19 protein-coding genes are annotated in these 21,429 nt (G+C 71.4%); 11 read left to right on the forward strand and 8 right to left on the reverse strand.

The genetic code is table 11. The features are described from left to right. Positions 1-102: 102 nt before the first annotated feature. Complete coding sequence (locus OG965_RS17200; protein WP_371652956.1) at positions 103-2,511, reverse strand: immune inhibitor A domain-containing protein; 2,409 nt, start codon at positions 2,509-2,511, stop codon at positions 103-105. A 402-nt stretch (positions 2,512-2,913) separates the two neighbouring features. Here OG965_RS17200 and OG965_RS17205 point away from each other — a divergent pair, with 402 nt between their 5' ends. Further along, positions 2,914-3,177 carry a hypothetical protein gene (locus tag OG965_RS17205; protein ID WP_371652957.1) on the forward strand — a complete coding sequence of 88 codons (264 nt, stop codon included), beginning with the start codon at positions 2,914-2,916 and terminating at the stop codon, positions 3,175-3,177. A 25-nt stretch (positions 3,178-3,202) separates the two neighbouring features. Here the strand turns inward: OG965_RS17205 and OG965_RS17210 are convergent, their stop codons facing one another. Together OG965_RS17210 and OG965_RS17215 are read right to left on the reverse strand one after the other, a co-directional pair. Beyond that, positions 3,203-3,970, reverse strand: coding sequence for an RDD family protein (locus OG965_RS17210; RefSeq protein WP_371652958.1), 768 nt, complete (start codon positions 3,968-3,970; stop codon positions 3,203-3,205). 80 nt (positions 3,971-4,050) lie between these two features. After that, positions 4,051-5,514: an RDD family protein gene (locus OG965_RS17215; RefSeq protein WP_371652959.1), complete on the reverse strand. Its 1,464-nt coding sequence runs from the start codon at positions 5,512-5,514 to the stop codon at positions 4,051-4,053. 277 nt (positions 5,515-5,791) lie between these two features. On the opposite strand from OG965_RS17215, the gene OG965_RS17220 reads away from it, so the two are divergent. After that, positions 5,792-6,295, forward strand: a complete 504-nt coding sequence (locus OG965_RS17220) for an SsgA family sporulation/cell division regulator (protein ID WP_371652960.1) — start codon at positions 5,792-5,794, stop codon at positions 6,293-6,295. Positions 6,296-6,338: 43 nt separating this feature from the next. Here the strand turns inward: OG965_RS17220 and OG965_RS17225 are convergent, their stop codons facing one another. Further along, a complete protein-coding gene (locus OG965_RS17225; protein WP_371652961.1) occupies positions 6,339-7,748 on the reverse strand; it encodes an FAD-binding oxidoreductase in 1,410 nt (469 codons plus the stop codon). A gap of 97 nt (positions 7,749-7,845) precedes the next feature. On the opposite strand from OG965_RS17225, the gene OG965_RS17230 reads away from it, so the two are divergent. Beyond that, entirely contained in the window at positions 7,846-9,453 is a 1,608-nt protein-coding gene (locus OG965_RS17230) for a tetratricopeptide repeat protein (protein WP_371652962.1), read from the forward strand. A 434-nt stretch (positions 9,454-9,887) separates the two neighbouring features. On the opposite strand, the gene hppD is transcribed toward OG965_RS17230, so the two are convergent. Continuing rightward, the gene (gene hppD / locus OG965_RS17235; RefSeq protein WP_371652963.1) at positions 9,888-11,033 is read right to left on the reverse strand and encodes a 4-hydroxyphenylpyruvate dioxygenase; all 1,146 of its coding nucleotides are present in this window, start codon (positions 11,031-11,033) and stop codon (positions 9,888-9,890) included. Between the two features lie 121 nt (positions 11,034-11,154). On the opposite strand from hppD, the gene OG965_RS17240 reads away from it, so the two are divergent. The 8 genes from OG965_RS17240 (at position 11,155) to OG965_RS17275 (ending at position 17,652) form a co-directional block, all read left to right on the forward strand. Next, on the forward strand, positions 11,155-11,634 hold the full coding sequence (locus OG965_RS17240; RefSeq protein WP_283143301.1) for an Lrp/AsnC family transcriptional regulator: 480 nt from the start codon (positions 11,155-11,157) through the stop codon (positions 11,632-11,634). A gap of 15 nt (positions 11,635-11,649) precedes the next feature. Next, positions 11,650-12,297 carry an ABC transporter permease gene (locus OG965_RS17245; RefSeq protein ID WP_371652964.1) on the forward strand — a complete coding sequence of 216 codons (648 nt, stop codon included), beginning with the start codon at positions 11,650-11,652 and terminating at the stop codon, positions 12,295-12,297. Continuing rightward, positions 12,290-13,558 carry a betaine/proline/choline family ABC transporter ATP-binding protein gene (locus OG965_RS17250; protein ID WP_371652965.1) on the forward strand — a complete coding sequence of 423 codons (1,269 nt, stop codon included), beginning with the start codon at positions 12,290-12,292 and terminating at the stop codon, positions 13,556-13,558. Before OG965_RS17245 ends, OG965_RS17250 begins: the two co-directional genes overlap by 8 nt. Next, positions 13,555-14,391: an ABC transporter permease gene (locus tag OG965_RS17255; RefSeq protein WP_371652966.1), complete on the forward strand. Its 837-nt coding sequence runs from the start codon at positions 13,555-13,557 to the stop codon at positions 14,389-14,391. Before OG965_RS17250 ends, OG965_RS17255 begins: the two co-directional genes overlap by 4 nt. Beyond that, positions 14,391-15,389: a glycine betaine ABC transporter substrate-binding protein gene (locus tag OG965_RS17260; protein ID WP_371652967.1), complete on the forward strand. Its 999-nt coding sequence runs from the start codon at positions 14,391-14,393 to the stop codon at positions 15,387-15,389. The genes OG965_RS17255 and OG965_RS17260 overlap by 1 nt, the downstream gene beginning before the upstream one ends. 88 nt (positions 15,390-15,477) lie before the next feature. Continuing rightward, positions 15,478-16,116, forward strand: a complete 639-nt coding sequence (locus tag OG965_RS17265) for an ArsR/SmtB family transcription factor (protein WP_371652968.1) — start codon at positions 15,478-15,480, stop codon at positions 16,114-16,116. A 46-nt stretch (positions 16,117-16,162) separates the two neighbouring features. Continuing rightward, positions 16,163-16,348, forward strand: a complete 186-nt coding sequence (locus tag OG965_RS17270) for a hypothetical protein (RefSeq protein WP_371652969.1) — start codon at positions 16,163-16,165, stop codon at positions 16,346-16,348. Beyond that, a complete protein-coding gene (locus OG965_RS17275; protein WP_371652970.1) occupies positions 16,345-17,652 on the forward strand; it encodes an MFS transporter in 1,308 nt (435 codons plus the stop codon). Before OG965_RS17270 ends, OG965_RS17275 begins: the two co-directional genes overlap by 4 nt. Here OG965_RS17275 and OG965_RS17280 read toward each other — a convergent pair. The 3 genes from OG965_RS17280 to OG965_RS17290 all read right to left on the reverse strand — a co-directional run bounded on the left by OG965_RS17280 (position 17,649) and on the right by OG965_RS17290 (position 21,419). Beyond that, a complete protein-coding gene (locus tag OG965_RS17280; protein WP_371652971.1) occupies positions 17,649-18,437 on the reverse strand; it encodes a PDZ domain-containing protein in 789 nt (262 codons plus the stop codon). The two genes, OG965_RS17275 and OG965_RS17280, sit on opposite strands and share 4 nt — an antisense overlap. Positions 18,438-18,536: 99 nt before the next feature. After that, complete coding sequence (locus tag OG965_RS17285) at positions 18,537-19,181, reverse strand: IclR family transcriptional regulator (protein ID WP_371652972.1); 645 nt, start codon at positions 19,179-19,181, stop codon at positions 18,537-18,539. Between the two features lie 453 nt (positions 19,182-19,634). Next, positions 19,635-21,419 (reverse strand): DEAD/DEAH box helicase, encoded by a 1,785-nt coding sequence (locus OG965_RS17290; RefSeq protein WP_371652973.1) that lies wholly within the window; start codon positions 21,417-21,419, stop codon positions 19,635-19,637. Positions 21,420-21,429: the final 10 nt, after the last annotated feature.

Genomic DNA, 21,429 nt, shown 5'->3' on the forward strand with positions numbered 1-21,429 from the left:
GACGTCGTGTCAATAAGGACTCGTAGGACGCACCTAAACACGATCGGCCGCCGCCCGCTAGAGGGCGACGGCCGATCATGGTTTGACCTGCGGTTTTGGGAACTACTTGGTCGACGGACCAACCTTCACGGTGATCGTCGAGCCGTCCTTGGGCTGCTGGACGATGGAGATCCGGGTGTTGGTGTCAGGAACCAGCACGCTTCCCGTGGGGTTCTCCTTGTACCAGTAGGTGCCCCGGTGGTCGTCGAACATCGGCACGCCGGACTGCGGGCGGACCGTGGTCGCCACGTCGGCCTTGTGCAGGGTGAGCGCGCCCGTCGGGTAGAAGCTGAAGGTCGCGTCGAACGGCGTGATCTTGTTGCGCATCAGCGTGCCGTCCGCCCACTTCAGCGGCTTGGCGTGGGCGTCGATCGGCAGGATCTGGCCGTGGCCCGGGTGGACCGAGACGTTGTTGTCCTTCTGGGACAGGTCCCAGAGCCAGATGAGCAGACCGGGCTGGTACGCGTAGTGCTCCACCCAGGACGGGCGGGTCTTGGCGAAGCCGAAGTTGTACGGGCCGACCTTGAGGGTCTCGTCGTACGACACGAACTGGCGGTTCTCCGCGATGTAGTACTGCGGGTAGTCGTTGGTGAACGACTCGCCGATGCGGGAGAAGTTCTTCAGCGTCCAGCCGTTGTCGTCGCCCTCGCCACCGTCGGTGAAGAGCGCGGCGCCGTCGGCGTTCACGGTGATCGCGTCGGCGGTGAAGCCCTTGCCGCCCGCGCCGCCGTCAGTGGCGTAGCGGAAGCGGAGGTCGATCTTCTTGCCCGCGAAGGCGTCCAGGTTGTACGAGAGCTTCTTGTACGCGCCCGACACGTCGGTCAGGGCCGGCTTGTCGCTGGGGTCGCGGCTGATCTGCTTGCCGTCGGCGGTGCCGTCCAGCGCGGTCCAGGTGGCGCCGCCGTCCGTGGAGGCCTCGGCGTACAGGAAGTCGTAGTCCAGCTCGATGTCCCACCAGCCCTGGAGGTCCAGGGAGGCCTTGGACTTGCCGGACAGGTCGACCGGGCGGGTCAGGGTGTTGTTGAGGTTGTCACCCATCCCGCTCCACCACTGCTTCGTGCCCTCGGCGGGCTTCACGACCGTGGTGGTGACGGGCTTCTTCGGCAGCTCGACGACGAGCGCCTGCTTGTCGTTGGTGTTGTACTCCGAGACGCCCAGCTTGGTGGTCGAGTGCGTCGCGGCCTTGGCCGTGCCGTAGTTCAGCCAGCCCAGCTGGAGCTTGTCCCAGGCGGTCATGTCGCCCGGCATGTCGCCGATCGAGTCCTTGCCGGTGCCCAGCCAGGAGCCGGCCGACATCAGGGACCAGAAGCCGACCGAGTTCTCGGCGGTGTTCGTGGTGTCGTAGAGGTCCGGCAGACCGAGGTCGTGGCCGTACTCGTGGGCGAAGACGCCGAGGCCGCCGTTCTCCGGCTGCATCGTGTAGTCGCCGACCCAGATGCCGGTGTCGCCGATCTGCGTGCCGCCGGCCTTGTTGGTCGCCGGGCCGGTCTTGCCCGCGTCCGTGCCGTAGGCGTACGAGCGGTGGGCCCACAGGGCGTCGGTCTTCTGCGCGCCGCCGCCGGCCGACTCGTCCTCGCCCGCGTGGACGATCTGGAAGTGGTCGATGTAGCCGTCGGGCTCGTTGAAGTTGCCGTCGTTGTCGAAGTCGTTGCGGTCCCACTGGTCGTACTGCGCCAGGGTCGCCTTGATCTGCTCGGTGGTCTGGCCCTTGGCCTTCTGGTCCGCGGCCCAGGCGTTGACGCCGTCACGGACCAGGTCCATCACGTTGGAGCAGTTGGTGGCGCCGCAGTAGTTCGAGCCGTAGCGGGCCTCGTTGGCGGGGACGCGGACCCAGTCCGTGACCGTGCCGTCGACCGAGTAGCGGCCCGAGGAGGTCTTCTCGTAGTACGTCTTCAGGGAGTGCTTCTGGGTGCCGTCGGCGTTCTTGCCGGTCCCGAAGTACAGGTCCTGGAAGTGCTGCCGGCTGTAGTCCTTCTGCCAGGCGGTGGAGTTGTCCTTGGCGCGGTCCGGCTGCTGGATCGTGTTGTGCGCCGGGCCGGCCGTGCCCCCGTACTTGAGGACCGGCGGCTTGGGGCCGGTCGGGCCGTCCGGGTCGAACGTGGTCGTGCTGTCGATCTGGTCCCCGAAGTCCACCAGGACCGTGAAGATCTTGTCGGTCTTCTCGCGGCCGAGCTCGACGTACTTCTTGTCGTCGAGCTGGACGACCTTGGAGGCGCCGCGCTGCTGCACCTTCTTGTCGCCCGCGATGACCTTCTGCAGCGCCGCCTGCCGCTGCTGCTCCCGCTGCTTGGTGAACGGGCCCGGAATGTCGTCGATGTGCTTGGCCGAGCCGGTGCCCGGGTCCCGCCGCTCGACGGGTGCCGGGGCCTTGGTGTCGGCCTGGGCGGTGGCGAACGCGGAGCCTATCGCGCCGGTCGTGGCCAGGGCCACGAGTATGGCGGCAGCTCTGACCGCTCGTCTGTTGCTGGTCACTTGATGATGTCCTCCCCCGCGGCCGCAGGCACGGACCGGGGGTGAGGGGTCTGGTCTCCGGTGCGCGGCACGCGTCTCAAGTGACGACATTGGACCGGAGTTGCCAAAGAAAAGACAGATCTTGACTTGGGTCAGCCAATTACATTATGTAGAGCCGCACTTCCGCTATCCGAACGCTTCCGATGTGCTACCCAACCCGGACATCGGGTGCGCCTGTCTCGCCTGTCGGAATGCGGAATGACTCCGTGCGCCCCCCGTGCACCGGCACCGTGGGTTAGGTCACGCTTACCGGCGGTTCCGTGGGGGCAAGCACCGTCGTAGAGTCGCTTGACAGTGCGATCCGGTTGCCCGGTCGAGAGACCCGCCCCCATCCGATGCCTGCCCCCGAGGACGGATACCGCCATGCCGCGTCCGACTGCAGCACAGCTCGCCTACGGTTCGGCCACCGTCGTCTTCTCGACCGTAGCCATGATTCTTCTCTCCCAGACCGACTCGGGCGTCGGGGTGGGAGTGATAGTGCTCGCCGCGCTCCTGCTGGGGCTACTGGTCGCCGTGACGGTCCCCATGCCGAAGGCGGCGCGCACGGTTCGTACGAACCGCGCCGCCGCCGTCGAGGAGAGCGCCGAGCCTGGGGCGCGCGTACCGGCCGACTCGGTACGGAGCTGACCCTCCGCACCGAACCGGCCCCGGGTCAGGGGGCGGTCGAGACCACCACCGTCTTCCCGGCCTTGTCGTGCAGGCCCTGTTTGTAGGGCTTGTCCGTGAGGATCGTGATGATGAGGATGATCTGCCACAGACACGGACAGCACAGCAGGGCGGGCAGCCACAGCACGGCCGTGCGGGCCAGGGCGGCGCTCGTGGTGGGCACGCTGCCGTCGTTGAGCATCGCGACCCGCAGGTTCAGCAGCTTCTTGCCGACCGTCTGACCGTCCCGCTTCAGCATGATGGTGTCGTACGCGAGATACGCCACGATGCCGATGAGGTTCCAGGCGAGTCCGCTGCCGCTGTACGCCCGGCCGATGACGTCGGAGGTGTCCTCGCCGCTCCTCGTCTGGTACACCCAGCGGTCCGAGGTCGCCCACTCCAGCAGGCCGAGCGGGATCGCGATCAGCAGGGCGTCGATGATGCGGGCGAGCAGCCGCCGCCCGAAGTCGGCGAGCGGCGGCATCCCGCTGAGCGGATCGGGACCGCCGTACTGGTTTCCCCCGCCGTACGGGTCGTACGGCGGCGGGGTGCTGCCATAGGGCGAACCGGGGGGCGGCGTGCCGTAGGGGCTTCCGGGGGGAGGGCTGCCGTACGGACCGCCGCCGGGGGGAGGGGCGCCGCTGCCCGGAGGTGGGCCGCCTCCGGGGGGCGGGCCCTGGCTCCAGCCGGGAGAGTCGGACGGCTTCTTGAGGAACGGGTCGTTCTCGGGCGGCTCGTCCTCGGGCGGCCGGCCGGGGGGCGGTTCGTTGCTCATGTCCGCAGTGCACCGCGCGGGGTGGGGCCCCGCAACGGCACGGGGCCCGTTCGGGGTACGGCCGCCGCCCGGCCCCGGCGTCAGGTGCCCGCGACGAAGGTGCGGGCCGCCTTGTCGTGCCAGCACTGGCGCCACGGGCGGTCGAACAGGCACCACACGACGTTGACCACGCCGACGGCGAGGACGCCGAGGACGCCGTAGACCAGCCAGCGGCGCAGGGCCGCGCCGAAGGCCGGCGGCTCGTGCGACTCCAGGTCGCGCACCTGGACCCGCAGCAGCCGCTTGCCCAGCGTGCGGCCCCACTTGGCGGTGGGCAGCGCCTCGTAGAGCAGGCCGAGGAGCAGGAAGGCGCCGAGCACGATCGCGAGATAGCCGGCGGTGGTCGCGTCCAGGAGGTACACCGTCACCGTCTCGCCGGACAGCTTGGCGGCGTCGATCTTCTCCTGGATGTGGTCCGCGCCCTTGATCCAGAGCGGCACGGCGAGCCCGGCGACGGCCCCGCCGAGCACCACGGTGTCCACCAGCCGGGCGGCGAGCCGCCGCCCGAGACCGGCGGGCCGGGCCGCGGCCTGCGCCCGCGCGGCCCGCAGGAACGGGTCCTCCACGGGCGGCTTCCACGGCACCACGGGCTCTCCGGGACCCGAGGGCTCCTCGGGCCGCGCCAGCTGGTGCACCTGCTGCGCCCAGGACGCGGAGCCCCCGCCGGACCCGGTGGTGACGGGCGAGGAGGGCGGGGCGGCCTGCTGCGGCACGGAGGGCGGCGCGGCGGCCTGCTGTTGCTGTACGGGGGCGGGCTGCTGCGGGGCGACCGGCGCCGAGGGCAGCGCGGCCCGGGCGGGCGCGGGCCGGACGGCCGCCGGGGCGCCCTGCGGCTCGGCCCGGCGCGGGTCGGCCACCCGCGGGTCGCCCCCGACGCGCGGGTCCCCGGGCCACTGCCGGCCCGGCAACGGCTGCGCGGGCAGCGACTGCACCGGCACCGGCGCGCCCGACGGGGCCTGGGCGCGCCCCTGGCCCTGCGGAACGGGGGCCGGGTCGGCGGGCAACGGCACGGCCGCCCCGGCCCGCTGGGACGCCGGTCCGGCGGGCAGTGGAAGCGGCTGCGGCCGCCCGGTCTCCGGCTGCGCCGGAAGCGGCTGGGGCACCTGCCCCGGCGCCGGGTCCCCCGGCTGCCCCCACGAGATCCGCCGCGCCGCGTCGTCGCCGAAGCCCGACTGGTGGGAGGCGTCGGCCTGCCAGGCCGGGGCCGGGTCGGGGCGGCTGCCGTGGAGGGGGACGGGGTCGGGCTCGTCGAGGAAGACGGGGCCCGTCTCCTCCACGGCGGGCGCGGGCATCGGCATCGGCGGGGCCGAGGCGAGGGCGGGCGCCGCCGGGGCCGCACCGGCCGGCGGCACGGGCATGGCTTCGCCCTCGGCCGGGGCGGGCCGGCTCGTACCGGGCACCCAGGCGGCGCCGTTCCAGTACCGGACATATCCGGGGATGGACGGATCTGGATAGAAGCCTGCGAAGGGGGTTCCGTCGCCGGTTGCCGGGGTGGGGGCGCTCATCACGGTCCCGTATCTGCTCGTGGGCCTCGTCAATACAAGGGTCCACATCTACCAGACGGGCGACCGCCACCGGGCGGGTCCGTCGGTACCGACCACTATCCGGTCAACGTGGAGGCGTGCCCCACCCGCCCGGGGACCGGGGCGGGAACCCCCGTGCGGGCCATTTCCCGGGCCGCCGGAAAAATTTTCCGGAAGTCGCGTCATAGCGGCGCCGCAGCCCGCTCTCTCCTGGTGCGGCCCGATCCCGGGCTCGTACGCGGAGAGGAAAGGCACTGTCATGCACACCGTGGTGGAACGCGAGCTGGAGCTCAAACTCGTGCTGTCGCCCGAGCGCAGCATCCCGGTCCCGGCCCGGCTGACCTATCGCACGGACGACCCGTACGCCGTGCACATCACCTTCCACATCGGCACCGATCACCCCGTCAACTGGACGTTCGCCCGTGAGCTGCTCGTCGAGGGGGTGTTCCGGCCGTGCGGTCACGGCGACGTCCGGATCTGGCCCACCAAGGTGGACGGGCGCAGCGTGATCCTGATGGCGCTCAGCTCGCCGGACGGCGACGCGCTCCTGGAGGCGCCGTCCGCCCAGGTGTCGGCGTGGCTGGAGCGGACTCTGCGGGTGGTCCCTCCGGGTTCTGAGACCGAGCAGCTCGGCATCGACGACGGCCTCGCCGAGCTGCTCGCGCCCACGACCGGCCGCGCGACCGGCCGCAGCCGCGCCGAGGAGCTGTATCTGAACGACCCGTGGCCCTCGGACGAGTCCCGGCCGGAGGAGGGTGCGTGACGGGAGAGGAAACAGGCGTACAGGGCACAGGAGTAACGGTTGTTCAGAACAGCTTGCCGGGGTTCAGCAGCCCCAGCGGGTCGAAGGTGCGCTTGACCGCGCGCTGCATCTCCACGCCCACCGGGCCGAGTTCGCGGGCCAGCCACTCCTTCTTCAGCACGCCCACGCCGTGCTCGCCGGTGATGGTGCCGCCCAACTCCAGACCGAGCGCCATGATCTCGTCGAAGGACTCCCGGGCCCGCCGCGACTCGTCCTCGTCGGCGGCGTCGAAGCAGACGACCGGGTGGGTGTTGCCGTCCCCGGCGTGCGCGCAGACGCCGATGGTCAGGTCGTACTTGACGGCGATCGCCGTGGTCCCCTCCAGCATCGCGGCGAGCCGGGAGCGCGGGACGCAGACGTCGTCGATCATCGTGGCCGACTTGATGGTCTCCAGCGCCGTGAGCGCCAACCGCCTTGCCTGGAGCAGCAGTTCGGACTCGGCAGCCGACTCGGCCGGAACCACCTCGACGGCTCCCGCGGCGGTGCACAGCTCCCCCACGGCGGCCAGGTCGGCGGCGGGGTCGGGGGTGTCGAAGGCGGCGAGCAGCAGCGCCTCGGTGCTGTCCGGCAGACCCATGTTCGCCATGCGGTTGACGGCCCGTACGGTCGTACGGTCCATGAGTTCGAGCAGCGACGGGGTGTGGCCGCGCTCCATGATCGCGCAGACCGCGTCGCAGGCGGCGGCCACCGAGGGGAACTCGGCGGCGAGCACCAGCTGCTCGGGCGGTGCGGGCCTGAGCGCGAGCACGGCCTTCACCACGATGCCGAGGCTGCCCTCGGAGCCGACGAAGAGCCGGGTCAGGTCGTATCCGGCGACGCCCTTGGCGGTGCGCCGGCCGGTCTCCAGGAGGCGGCCGTCGGCGAGGACCACGTCGAGGCCCAGGACGTACTCGGCGGTCACCCCGTACTTCACACAGCACAGCCCGCCGGACGCGGTGCCGATGTTGCCGCCGATGGTGCACTGCTCCCAACTGGACGGATCCGGCGGGTAGTAGAGCCCGTGTTCCATGACTTTCCGGGAGAGCACGGCGTTGACGACACCGGGCTCGACGACCGCGACCCGGTCGACCGGGCTGATCTCCAGGATGCGGTCCATCCTGACCAGGGACAGCACGACGCATCCCTCGGTCGCGTTGGCGCCGCCCGAAAGGCCGGTGCGGGCGCCTTGCGGCACCACCGGGACGCGCAGCTCGGTGGCGGTGCGCATCACGTGCTGGACCTGCTCGACCGTACGCGGCAGGACGACCACGGCCGGGGCCCCGGCGGCGCAGAAGCTCGCCATGTCGTGGGCGTAGGAGGCGGTGACGTCCGGGTCGGTGATCAGCGCGTCGGCGGGCAGGCCCGCGCGCAGCCGTTCGAGGAGGGCGCCCGGCTCGGGGGCGGGCGTGGCGACGGGCTCGGCTCCATCGTTCATGATCCCAGCGTGGCACCCGGGGCCATCGGTGTGAACCCTGCGCGGCCCGGCGGGCGCGGGCGGGATGTGCTCTTCGTATGGACGCACAGTGATCGCCATGGAGACCGAACACGAATGGCCGCCGCACCGGCAGACCCTGACGCTGCCGCCGCCGTCCCGGCCGAGGCCGCTGGAGCCCGCCGGGCCGCCGCCCGCCCGCACCGCGCGCCGCACGATGATCGGCGCGGCGGTGGCCGCGCTGCTGACCGCCGGGGTCCTCGTGGTCCTGCCGCAGACCCGGATCGGCGGCGGCCACGACGCGCCGCCGCCCGCGCCGGGACCGGTCGCGCGGGCGCTGACGGCCGTCGGGGCCGGGGCGCCCGCGGCGGCCGCCGATCTGACCGCGCTGATCGCGGACCGGCGGGCGTGGGTGCGCACGCACCCCTCGGACGACGCCTCCTGGGCGGTGCTCGGCTCCGCCTATCTGGGGCGCGGGCTGCGGGCGGCGGACTCCTCGTACTATCCGCGCGCCGAGTGGGCCCTGCGCCGCTCGCTGGCGGTCCGACCGGCCGCGCGGGGCAACGCGGACGCGCAGATCGGCCTCGCGGCGCTCGCCAACGCGCGCCACGACTACGGGGCCGCTCGGACGCTGGCCGAGGAGGTCCGGCGGCGCGAGCCCAAGCGCTGGACGGTGTATCCGGTGCTGATCGACGCGTACGGGGGTCTGGGTGACCTCAAGGGCGCGAGCAAGTCGGTGGAGCAGCTGCTCGATCTGCGCGGCGGCTCGGTGGCGCTCGCCGCGTCGGGGGCGGTGTACCGGGAACGGGGCTGGCGCGAGGACGCGGCGGTGACGCTGACCGAGGCGGCCGCGTACGCCACGACGCCGGTCCAGAAGGCGGACTGCCTGCGGCAGTTGGGCGACCTGGCGTGGGACCGGGGCGAGCCGGCGGAGGCCCTCGCACAGCACTCGGCGGCGCTGCGCACGGATCCGGGCGGGCACGCGGCGCTGGCCGGGAAGGCGCGGGCCGAGCTGGCGCTGGGCCGTACGGGGGCGGCTCGCCACGACTACGCGGCGGCGGTCGCGCGTCAGCCGCGTCCCGAGTACCTGTTGGAACTGGGCGAGTTGTACGAGTCGCTGGGGCTCGGGGCGGACGCTCGCGCCCAGTACGCGCGGCTGCGCGCACGGGCCGCCTCGGACGACGGGCACGGGGTGAGCGACGCGCTCGTCCTCGGCCGCTTCGAGGCGGACCACGGGGCGCCGGAGTCGGCGGTGGAGCGGCTGCGCGCGGAGTGGCGGCGCGCGCCGAGCGCGGCCGTGGCGGATGCGCTGGGGTGGGCGCTGTACCGGGCCGGGGAGTCGGAGGAGGGGCTCGCGTTCGCGAAGAAGGCGGCGGAGAAGGGGGGGCGGAGCGCCCTGTTCTCCTATCACCGGGGGGTGCTGGAGCGGGAGCTCGGGCAGTCCGGTCCGGCGCGGCGCGATCTGGAGGAGGCGCTGCGGACGAATCCTTCCTTCTCGCCGCTGCTTGCGCCGAAGGCTCGGGAGGGGTTGGAGGGGTTGGGGGAGCTGCCGGAGGGGGGGCCGAAGGATGTGTACGGGTACGTGCCGGATCCGCCGGGGGCGGGGTCGGGGTCGGGGGCTTCCGGCTCGGCGGGGTCCCCGTCGACGGGGTCGGCCACCCAGAAGCCGACGGGGTCGGGCTCGAAGCCGCCCAAGCGCAAGCAGTGAATCCCCCCACCCCGCCCGTTCCCTTAACCCTCCGGGGGTGGGTGGGGGTGGAGGTGGTTTCCCGGGGGCTACGCCCCCGGACCCCCTCTGCGGGGCCTGCGGCCCCTGCACCCCGCTTCGGGGCTCCGCCCCGGGTCTCCGTTCGCCTGCGGGCCGACTGTGGCTGGTCGCGCAGTTCCCCGCGCCCCTAAAAGGGGCCCGCACCTCGCACGCCCGAGGGGCTGGAGATGCCTAAGGGGCGCGGGGAACTGCGCGCTCAGCCCCCACCGAACCCGCAGGCGAACACGCAACCGGCCACCGGCCAGCCCCCACCCACCCGCAGACAAACTGCGGCCCCCGTCCGGGAAAATACCGCGGCCCCCACGGGTCAGGTCCGTGGGGGCCGCAGGGTTCGACCGTAACTCAACTACCGTATTCGCACGGCCAGTTGCAGGTCACAGATTGCCCCGCTTCTCCTGCTCCCGCTCGATCGCCTCGAAGAGCGCCTTGAAGTTGCCCTTGCCGAAGCCCATCGAGCCGTGGCGCTCGATCATCTCGAAGAAGACCGTCGGCCGGTCCTGCACCGGCTTGGTGAAGATCTGGAGGAGGTAGCCGTCCTCGTCCCGGTCCACGAGGATCTTCAGCTCGCGCAGGGTCTCGACGGGCACCCGGGTCTCGCCCGCCCACTCGCCGAGGGTGTCGTAGTACGAGTCCGGCGTGTCCAGGAACGCCACGCCCGCGGCGCGCATCGCCCGTACCGTCGAGACGATGTCGTTCGTGGCGAGCGCGATGTGCTGGACGCCCGCGCCCCCGTAGAACTCCAGGTACTCGTCGATCTGCGACTTCTTCTTGGCGATGGCCGGTTCGTTGATCGGGAACTTCACCTTCAGCGTGCCGTCCGCGACCACCTTCGACATCAGCGCGCTGTACTCGGTCGCGATGTCGTCGCCCACGAACTCCTTCATGTTCGTGAAGCCCATGACGTTGTTGTAGAACGCCACCCACTCGTTCATCTTGCCGAGCTCGACGTTGCCCACGCAGTGGTCGATCGCCTGGAACGTGCGCTTGGCCGGCGGCTCGACCATCGGGTCGGCGGCGACGAAGCCGGGCAGGTACGGGCCGGTGTAGCCGGACCGGTCGACCAGGGTGTGGCGGGTCTTGCCGTACGTGGCGATCGCCGCGAGGACGACCGTGCCGTGCTCGTCCTTCAGCTCGTACGGCTCGGCCAGGCCGGTCGCGCCGTGCTCGGTGGCGTACTTGTACGCCGCGCGCGCGTCCGGCACTTCGATGGCGAGGTCGACGACGCCGTCCCCGTGCTCGGCCACGTGGTCGCTCAGGAAGCGGCCGTGGTCGGTGGACGCCTTGATGACGGAGGTGAACACGAAACGGGCGGAGCCGTTGGTCAGGACGTACGAGGCGGTCTCGCGGCTGCCGTTCTCCGGTCCGGAGTACGCGACGAGCTTCATGCCGAAGGCGGTCGAGTAGTAGTGGGCGGCCTGCTTGGCGTTGCCCACGGCGAAGACGACCGCGTCCATTCCCTTCACCGGGAAGGGGTCGGCCTGCCGTGCGGTGTCGGGCGTGTGATCGATGGTCTCAGTCATAGCGGCAGGCTCCCCCCGTCCTGCAAGGTGCGCAATAGTTTGTGTTTGGAGTGTGCAATCTGCTCAGTCGCTGGGCAGGCTTCACCCCCTTTCTGTACATCGTGACCATCCGGAGTGGCTCATGGCGATCGATCATCTGGACGGGCGACTCATCGTGCTCCTGGCGCGGGAGCCGCGTATCGGGGTCCTTGAGGCGTCCCGTCGGCTCGGCGTGGCGCGCGGCACCGTCCAGGCCCGGCTCGACCGGCTTCAGTCGAATGGAGTCATCCGGGGATTCGGCCCGGACGTCGACCCGGCGGCGCTCGGGTACCCGGTGACCGCCTTCGCGACCCTGGAGATCAAACAGGGCCAGGGCGCCGACGTACGGGCGCACTTGGCCACCGTGCCCGAGGTCCTGGAGCTGCACACCACCACCGGGCACGGCGACATGCTCTGCCGCCTGGTGGCCCGCTCCAACGCCGATCTCCAGCGGGTGATCGACCGGGTCGTCGGTTTTGATGGCATCGTCCGGGCCTCCACGGCGATCGTCATGGAGAACCCCGTTCCGCTGCGGATCATCCCGCTGGTGGAGCAGGCCGCGGAGGACTCTGTCAGAGGCTGAGTGAGGTGGTGTGGTGTGAGCTTCTGGAGCTATCTGTCCAGCCGGCATCAGCAGCTGCTCACTGACGCCTTCCAGCACGCCAGCGCGGTCTTCCAGTGCATGGTGATCGCGACCGTCCTCGGCGTCCTGATCGGCGTCCTCACGTACCGCAGCGGCTGGGCGGGCGCGCTGGCCGTCACCTCCACGTCGATGGTCCTCACCATCCCCTCCCTCGCCCTGATCGGTCTGCTGATCCCGCTGGTGGGGCTCGGGGTCGCGCCCACCGTCATCACGCTGACGCTGTACGGGCTGCTGCCGATCGTCCGCAACGCGATCGTCGGTCTGCGCGGAGTCGATCCTTCGCTCGTGGACGCGGCCAAGGGCATCGGGATGTCGCGCCCGGCCCGGCTGCTCCGGGTCGAGCTGCCGCTGGCGTGGCCGCCGATCCTCACCGGGATCCGGGTGTCGACGCAGATGCTGATGGGCATCGCCGCGATCGCCGCGTACGCCTCCGGCCCGGGGCTCGGCAACGAGATCTTCCGCGGTATCGCCTCGCTCGGCAGCGCCAACGCGATCAACCAGGTGCTCGCGGGCACCCTCGGGATCGTCGTCCTCGCCCTGCTCTTCGACGCCGCGTACGTCCTGATCGGCCGACTGACCATTCCCAGGGGGATCCGTGCCTGAGCCGTCCGACGCCACCACCGAGACCCGGGCCGCCGCCACCTCCGGCGCCTCCATCGAGCTGGAGAACCTGACCAAACGCTATCCGGGCAACCCCGGCCCGGCCGTGGACAACGTCAGCATGGAGATCAAGGCGGGCGAGACCGTGATCTTCGTGGGGCCCTCCGGGTGCGGGAAGTCGACCACGCTCAAGATGATCAACCGGTTGATCGAACCGTCATCCGGTCGCATCCGGATCAACGACGAGGACGTCACCGACATCGACCCGGTGAAGCTGCGCCGCAAGGTCGGGTACGCGATCCAGTCGTCCGGGCTCTTCCCGCACATGACGGTCGCCGAGAACATCGCGCTCGTACCGAAGATGGTCGGCTGGTCCAAGTCGAAGGTGAAGGACCGGGTGGAGGAGATGCTCGACCTGGTCGGGCTCGATCCGCGCGAGTTCCACGGCCGCTACCCCCGCCAGCTCTCCGGCGGACAGCAGCAACGGGTCGGTGTGGCACGGGCGTTGGCGGCGGATCCGCCGGTGCTGCTGATGGACGAGCCGTTCGGCGCGGTCGACCCGATCACCCGCGACCACCTCCAGGACGAGCTCATCCGGCTCCAGCACGAGCTGCACAAGACCATCGTGTTCGTCACCCACGACTTCGACGAGGCGATCAAGCTGGGCGACCGGATCGCGGTGCTGCGCGAGCGTTCGCACATCGCTCAGTTCGACACCCCGGAGGCGATCCTCACCAACCCGGCCGACGACTTCGTGTCCGGGTTCGTGGGGGCGGGCGCGGCGCTGAAGCGGCTGAACCTGACGCGCGTACGGGACGTGGAGATGGCCGACGTGCCGACGGTCACCGTCGACGACCCGCTCCAGTCGATCTTCAACAAGCTGCGCAGCGGCCCGCACAACGAGCTCCTGATGCTGGACCGGCGCGGGCGCCCGTACAAATGGCTGCGGCGCGGCGACCTGATGCGGGCCAAGGGGTCGCTGGCGCGGGCCGGGCAGCTGGTGCACGACACGGTGACCCGGGACGCGACCCTGCACGACGCCCTGGAGGCGGTGCTCATCGACTCCGGCGGCCGGGTCGCGGTGACCGGGCGGCGCGGCGAGTACATCGGCGTCGTCGACATGGAGACCCTGCTGAACTCCGTCCACGAGCTCCTGGAGGCCGACCGGCTGGCCGCCGTCGAGCACCAGCACGACCTGGAGGAGACCCGCCACCATCTGACCGAGCAGGAGCTGGAGGGTTCGGACGGCGGTGCGGACGGATGAGCACCGCACCCGGGCGCCCGCCGGGCGAGCACGAGGCCGGCGGCCACGTCTTCCGCGACGACGAGGCGGAACCCGCCCCGGCGCCCGCGCCGCCGAGGCGCCGGATCACCTGGCAGAAGCTGGTGCTGCTGCCCGCGGTGGTCGCGGTGGTCCTGCTGATCGCCTTCGTCTGGATCACCAACGTCCAGCTGGACTCGATCGCGAAGAACTCCCTCGACAACGGCAATGTGCAGCTCCGGCTCTGGCAGCACGTGAAGCTCACCGCCGTCTCCACCTTCTGGGTGCTGCTCGTGGCGATCCCGCTGGGCATCGCACTGACCCGGCGCGGGCTGAGCCGGGCCGCCCCCCTGGTCACGGCGGTCGCCAACATCGGCCAGGCGACGCCGGCGATCGGGCTGCTCGCCCTGCTGGTGATCTGGCTGGGCATCGGCCCCTCCACGGCGGTCATCGGCATGGTGATCTACGCGGTCCTCCCGGTGCTCTCCAACACGGTCGCGGGCCTGAAGGCGATCGACCCGCAGCTGGTGGAGGCCTCGCGCGGCATCGGCATGTCGGCGCTCGGCACCCTGGGCAAGGTCGAACTGCCGCTCGCGGTCCCGCTGATCCTCGCGGGCGTGCGCACGGCGCTCGTCCTGAACGTCGGCACGGCCACGCTGGCCACGTTCGGCGGCGGTGGCGGGCTCGGCGACCTGATCACCTCCGGGATCCAGACCCAGCGCATGCCGGTCCTGGTCCTCGGGTCGGTCCTGACGGTCGCGCTCGCCCTGCTGGTGGACTGGCTGGCCTCGCTGGCCGAGGTGGCGCTGACCCCGCGCGGACTGGAGGTGGGGTGATGCGTCGCGTACGTACGAGGTGGACGGCGGGGTGGGCGCGGGCGGCGGGCGCCCTCGTCCTGCTGTCGCTCCCGCTCTCCGGCTGCGGCCTCACGAGCGGCTCGCCGATGGTGGACGACGTCCGGCCGGGCTCGGTGGGCCAGGGCCGCCCCCTCAAGGGGGCCTCCCTGACGGTCACTTCGAAGAACTTCAGCGAGAACATCATCCTCGGCCAGATGGCCGGTCTGGTCTTCAAGGCGGCCGGCGCCGATGTCGTCGACCGCACCAATCTGCCGGGCTCGATCAGCGCGCGCGAGGCGATCGTCAAGGGCGACGCGGACGCGATGTACGAGTACACCGGCACGGCGTGGATCACCTACCTCGGCCACAGCAAGCCCATCACCGACCCGCAGGCGCAGTGGCGGGCGGTGCGGGACGCGGACGTGCGGAACGGGGTGACCTGGCTGCCCCAGTCGACGCTCAACAACACGTACGCGCTCGCCATCAGCAAGCGGAACAACGCGAAGTACAAGCTCAGGACGCTCTCGGAGGTGGCCGCGCTGACGAAGAAGGACCCGTCGGCGGTCTCGGTGTGCGTGGAGAACGAGTTCGCGTCCCGGAACGACGGGCTGCCGGGCATGGAGAAGGCGTACGGGATGTCGATCCCCGCCTCCAGGATCCAGAAGATGGACGCCGGGATCATCTACACCCAGGTGTCCAAGTCCAGCTCCTGCCTGCTGGGCGAGGTCTTCACGACGGACGGCCGGATCAAGGCGATGGACCTGGACGTCCTGACCGACGACCGGCACTTCTTCCCCAACTACAACGCGGCCCCGGAGCTGCACGCCTCTACGTTCGCCAAGTACCCGGCGATCGCCGCCCTGTTGAACCCGGTGAGCGCGAAGCTGACGACGGAGGTCGCGCAGGACCTCAACGCCCGGGTGGACGTGGAGGGCCGCGATCCGCACGACGTGGCGAAGGAGTGGCTGGTGGAGCAGGGGTTCATTCGGAAGGGGTGAGGGGTCCCGGGTTACAAAGAACCTCTTGCAAAGAGGTTGATGCAAAGAAAGGCTTGCAACTAGTTCTTTGCACGTCTACGGTTGCGTCATGAGCGAGCACGACGACCCGAAGCCCGAAGCCTCGAAGCCCGAATCCGAGAACCCCGAAGCCCCGAAGAGCGAGCCCCGCGAGCGCACGCTCGACGCGCGCTCCCTGCGAGGCCTGGCCCACCCCCTGCGGATCCGCCTGCTGGCGGCGCTGCGGCACGACGGCCCGGCCACCGCCTCCCAGCTGGGCGAACGGCTCGGCGAGTCCAGCGGCGCCACCAGCTACCACCTGCGCCAGCTCGCCGCGCACGGCTTCGTCGAGGACGCGCCCGAGCACGGCAAGGGCCGCGAGCGCTGGTGGCGGGCCACCCACGACGGCACCAGCTTCACCGAGGAGCTGCACCACGACCCCGACCCCGAGGTGCGCGGCGCCGTCAACCTGTTCATGCACGAGATCGCGACCATCCACACCCAGGAGCTCTCCACCTGGCTGGGCACCGCGAGCGACTGGCCCGACGAGTGGTCCACCAGCTCGGACATGAGCGACTTCACGCTCCGCCTCACCGCCGAGCAGCTGCGCGAGCTCAACGAGAAGACGCACGAGCTCATCGAGACCTACCGCGACCTCGCCCACGCCGAGGACGAGGACACCGCCCAGGTCCGCGTCCACCTGCACGCCTTCCCGCGCAAGAGCCACTGACCCGAATCACGAGCCCCGCACCACGAGCAGCGAAGGGATCACGCACATGCTGCCCTCCACGCACCTCACCCTGCACGAAGCCCGCGCCACCGAACTCCGCGAGGAGGCGGCCGACTACGCACTCATACCGCGTGATCGTCGCCGCATACGCACCCAAGTCGGCCTGCGACTGGTCGAGTTGGGCACCCGCCTCGCCCAGCCCCCCACGCGCCACCGCACCCGTATCGCATGAAAGACGACGGGGGGCAGAGCACACAGATACGTACACGCACTCCACTGGCCGCCGTCCTGACGGCCAACACCGTTTCCACCGCGGGCAGTTCGCTGACCATGATCGGCGTCCCGTGGTTCGTTCTGGAGACCACCGGGAGCGCCGGGCGGGCCGGGGTGGTGGCCTTCTGTGCCACCCTGCCGATCGTGGTGGCCGCGCTGATCGGGGGCCCGGTCATCGACCGCCTCGGCCGGCGGCGGGTGAGCGTCGGCTCCGACCTGGTCTGCGCGCTCGCCGTCGGGGCCATCCCGCTGCTGCACTTCGCCGGCGCGCTCCACTTCTGGCTGCTGTGTGCGCTGATGGCGCTCGAAGGGCTGGCCGTCACCCCAGGCCGGACCGCCCGCTACGTCCTGGTCCCCGATCTCGCCGAGCGCGCCGGTACGACCCTGACCCGCGCGGCCAGCCTCTTCGACGCCGTCCAGCGCGGCGCCAGGATGGCGGGCGCCGCGCTCGCCGGACTGCTGATCGCGCTGGTCGGCGCGGAGTCCGTACTGCTCCTGGACGCGGCGACGTTCGCCGCGTCCGCGCTCCTCGCCGCCCTCGGCATACGCGGTATCCGCGCGGCCGAGCCGGTACGGGACGCGGCGCCGGTCTCCCTCGCCACCTACCGGGCCGAACTCCGCGAGACGTACGCCTTCCTGCTGCGCGCCCGGCTGCTGCTCGCGGTCAGCGTGATGGTCATGGTCACCAACGGCCTCGACCAGGGCTGGAACGCCGTCCTGCTGCCCGTGCACGCCGAGCGCGAGCTGGGCGGCGCCACCCAACTCGGCCTGCTGACCGCCTCGTTCGGCGCGGGCGGACTGTTCGGCGCGCTGCTGTACGGCGCGGTGGGCCACCGGTTCCCCCGGCGCGCGGTGTTCACCACCGCCTTCGTCCTGGCGGGCGCGCCGCGCTTCGTGGTCGCGGCGCTGACCGGCTCGGCGCTGCCGCTCGCCGCCACGATGGCGCTCGGCGGCCTCGCGGGCGGCATGCTCAACCCGATCCTGACGACGGTGACGTACGAACGTGTCCCGCAGGAGCTGCGCAGCCGGGTGTCCGGGGCGCTCACGGCCGGGTGCGAGCTGGCGATGCCGCTCGGTGGCCTCGGCGCGGGCCTGCTGGTGGACGGCGCGGGGGCGCGGGGCGCGCTGCTGGTGGTGGGCGCGGTGTATCTGGCGACCACGCTGAGCCCTCTGGTGTTCCCGGCGTGGCGGACGATGGACGCGGCCCAACTCCCGCAGCGGGGAACCGAGTCGAAACGCGCCGCGACGACCGTCAGCGGCTAACAGCTCGGTACGTCGCCGCCCTTGTCCAGGGCCTTCAGGGCCGACACCGCGCCCGACAGGGTCGTGACGGGGATCAGCCGCAGCCCGTGCGGCAGCTCGGCGCGGGCGTCCGAGCACTCGGCCTTCGGCACGAGGAACACGGTCGCGCCGTCCCGCCGGGCCGCCCGCGTCTTGAGCGAGACGCCGCCGACCGCGCCGACGCTGCCGTCCGCGTCGATCGTGCCCGTACCGGCGATCGTACGGCCGCCGGTGAGCTCGCCGCCGGAGCCGTTGCCGTCGAGCTTGTCGACGATGCCGAGGGAGAAGAGCAGCCCGGCGCTGGGCCCGCCGACGTCGGCCAGGTTGAGGGTGACCTTGGCCTGGTGCGGACCGAGGTGGAGGTAGTTCAGGGCGGCCGCGGTGGCGCTGTCCTGCGACTCCTTCATCTCGGCCCGGTTGTGCTCGGTGATCTCCTTGTCGCTGCCGCCGCTCGGGTAGACCGAGTCGCGGGGCATGACGGCCTGGTCGGTACGGAACCAGGCGCGCACCACGTCCGCGATCCCGACGTCGGCGGACGGCCCGGTCGCCTCGATGGTCGTCATCCGCAGCTGCCCGGTGGTGTGCCGGGCGGGCCTGCCCTCGATGGTGATCACCGGGCTGCCCTTGTCGTCCCCGAGCACGTTCGCGGTCAGCCCCGGCTGCGCCACCGAGAACGGCAGCGGCGCGAAGCCGACGACGGCGAGCAGCGCGACGACGGGGGCGGAGCCGATGGCGAGGTTGCGGAGGCGTGAGTGACGGGAGTGCACGGACCCAATGTATCGGGGCGCGGTCGGCTGCTCACCGGGGCTCCGCTCCGGGCCCCGCGTTCGGCTGCGGACCGTGGCCCCGCGCGCCAGCCGGTCAGCTCACCGCAGCGCGTCCGCGACCTCCCGCGCCGCGTCCACCACCCTCGGGCCGACCCGCTCCGGCACGGCGTCCGCGAGCATCACCACGCCCACGCTCCCCTCTATCCCCGTGATCCCGACCAGCGGAGCGGCCGCACCGCTCGCCCCGGCCTCCAGCTCGCCGTGGGTGAGGGTGAAGCCGGGGTCCACGAGGCCGCCGGCCTGGCGGGCGGAGAGGATGGCGCGACCCGCCGCGCCCCGGTCGAGCGCGTGGCGGAACCCGGCCCGGTAGGCCACGTGATAGTCGGTCCACGTCGGCTCGACGACGGCGACGGCGAGCGCGTCGGCCCCGTCGACCAGCGTGAGGTGCGCGGTCGCCCCGATGTCCTCGGCGAGCGAACGCAGTGCGGGCAGGGCCGCCTCCCGTACGAGGGGATGGACCTGCCGGCCGAGGCGCAGCACGCCGAGGCCGACCCGGGCGCGGCCGCCCAGATCACGTCGTACGAGAGCGTGCTGTTCCAGTGTGGCCAGCAGACGGTAGACCACCGTCCGGTTGACCCCGAGTTTGTTGGACAACTCGGTGACGGTCAGGCCGTGGTCGGTGTCGGCGAGCAGCTTGAGGACACGCAGTCCCCGGTCGAGCGTCTGAGAGGTCTCCGCGGTCACGACGCCCACTCCTTATGGTGAGTCGCGGCGGCTCCCCACGGGATCGCGGCACCGGTCCCATCGGCGACGCGCACAGAGGCCGCCGGCAGGCCATGGCACCGGCTGCGCTCCGCGGCGGCGCTGCCACGGGGCGTTTTGCATGGCGGGACAGTAGCGATCGGTCCCGCTCAGCGGAAGCCCTCGTCCAGAATCCGGGCGCGCACGTTGACGACCCGGGGCATTGCTCCTGGTTCAGGACCTAAGTCCAGGGTGCCCGGGACCTTCGTCGCCGCGGGCGACTTTGCCTTCCCATTACTGTTGCGTTGTGCGAGGGACGTCCGTGGGGGCCGGCCCTCGCCACCCGATCCCGTCCCCACGGGAGAGGGCGGGGCCCGGCGTCGCACCCGGGCCCCGCCGACGGCATGGGGGCAGCCAACTCCCGTACACAAACAGGCGGTTACCGGGCGGGCGGACTCACTTCATCCGCGTGGCCCACTCCTGCACCTTCTTGATCCGCTCCCGGAGCTGCCCGGCGGTCGCCTCGGCACTCGGCGGTCCACCGCACACCCGCCGCAGCTCGGTGTGGATGACCCCGTGCGGCTTCCCGCTCTGGTGGACGTACGCGCCGACCATCGTGTTCAGCTGCTTGCGCAGCTCCAGGAGCTCCTTGTGGGAGACGACGGGCCGCCGCTCGGCGGGCATCTCCAGGAGGTCGGCCTGCTCGGCGGGCTTCTGCCGGCTGTGCGCGATCTGCCGGGCCTGCCGCTTCTGGAGCAGCAGCTGCACCTGGTCGGGTTCGAGGAGCCCCGGGATACCGAGGTAGTCCTGCTCCTCCTCGCTCCCCGGGTGCGCCTGCATCCCGAACTCGGCGCCGTCGTACAGCACCCGGTCGAAGACGGCGTCGGACTCCAGGGCCTCGAAAGGCAGCATGTCCTGGTCGCCCGTGTCCTCGTCCTGCTGCTTCTCGGCCTCGGCGAGGAGCTTGTCCTCCTCGGCGTACGGGTCCTCCTCGCCGCCCTTCTTGGGCTTGTCGAGCACGTGGTCGCGCTCGACCTCCATCTCGGAGGCGAAGCTCAGCAGGGTCGGGATGGTCGGCACGAACACGGAGGCGGTCTCGCCGCGCCGCCGCGACCGTACGAAACGGCCGACGGCCTGGGCGAAGAAGAGGGGCGTGGAGATGGTGGTGGCGTACACGCCGACGGCGAGCCGGGGAACGTCGACGCCCTCGGACACCATCCGAACGGCGACCATCCACCGATCGTTGCTCGCGCTGAACTCGTCGATCTTCTTCGAGGCACCCGTGTCATCGGAAAGAACGACGGTGGCCTTGTTGCCGGTGATCTCCCGGATGAGCTTGGCGTAGGCGCGGGCCGAGTCCTGGTCGGTGGCGATGACGAGCGCACCGGCGTCCGGGATGCCCTTGCGGACCTCGGTCAGCCGCTGGTCGGCGGCGCGCAGCACGTTCGGCATCCAGTCGCCGCGCGGGTCGAGCGCGGTGCGCCAGGCCTGCGAGATGGCGTCCTTGGTGAGGGGCTCGCCGAGCCGCGCCTCGATCTCGTCCCCGGCCTTGGTGCGCCAGCGCATGTTGCCGCTGTACGAGAGGAAGATGACGGGCCGCACGACGCCGTCGCCGAGGGCGTTGCCGTACCCGTAGGTGTAATCGGCGGAGGACCGCCGAATCCCGTCGTTGCCTTCCTCGTACGTGACGAAGGGAATGGGATTGGTGTCGGACCGGAAGGGGGTGCCGGTGAGGGCGAGGCGCCGCGTGGCGGGATCGAAGGCCTCAAGACAGGCCTCACCCCAGGACTTCGAGTCACCCGCGTGGTGAATCTCATCGAGGATGACGAGGGTCTTGCGCTGCTCGCACCGGTTGCGGTGGAGCATGGGCCGCACGCCGACACCGGCGTACGTCACGGCGACCCCGTGGTAGTCCTTGCTCAACGGCCCCGCGCTGTAGTCGGGATCCAGCCGGATGCCTATCCGCGCCGCCGCCTCGGCCCACTGCTTCTTCAGGTGCTCGGTCGGCGCGACGACGGTGATCTGCTGCACGACGTGGTGGTGCAGCAGCCACGAGGCGAGCGTCAGCGCGAACGTCGTCTTGCCGGCGCCGGGCGTGGCGACGGCGAGGAAGTCACGCGGCTGCTCCTGGACGTACCTCTCCAGCGCCCCCTGCTGCCAGGCACGCAGCTTGTTGGCCGTACCCCAGGGGGCACGCCCGGGAAAGGCGGGTGAGAGGTGGTGGGAGGCGGTAGTAGTCACGGTCTCCGGG

It is taken from the genome of Streptomyces sp. NBC_00224, assembly GCF_041435195.1.
GTDB lineage: Bacteria > Actinomycetota > Actinomycetes > Streptomycetales > Streptomycetaceae > Streptomyces.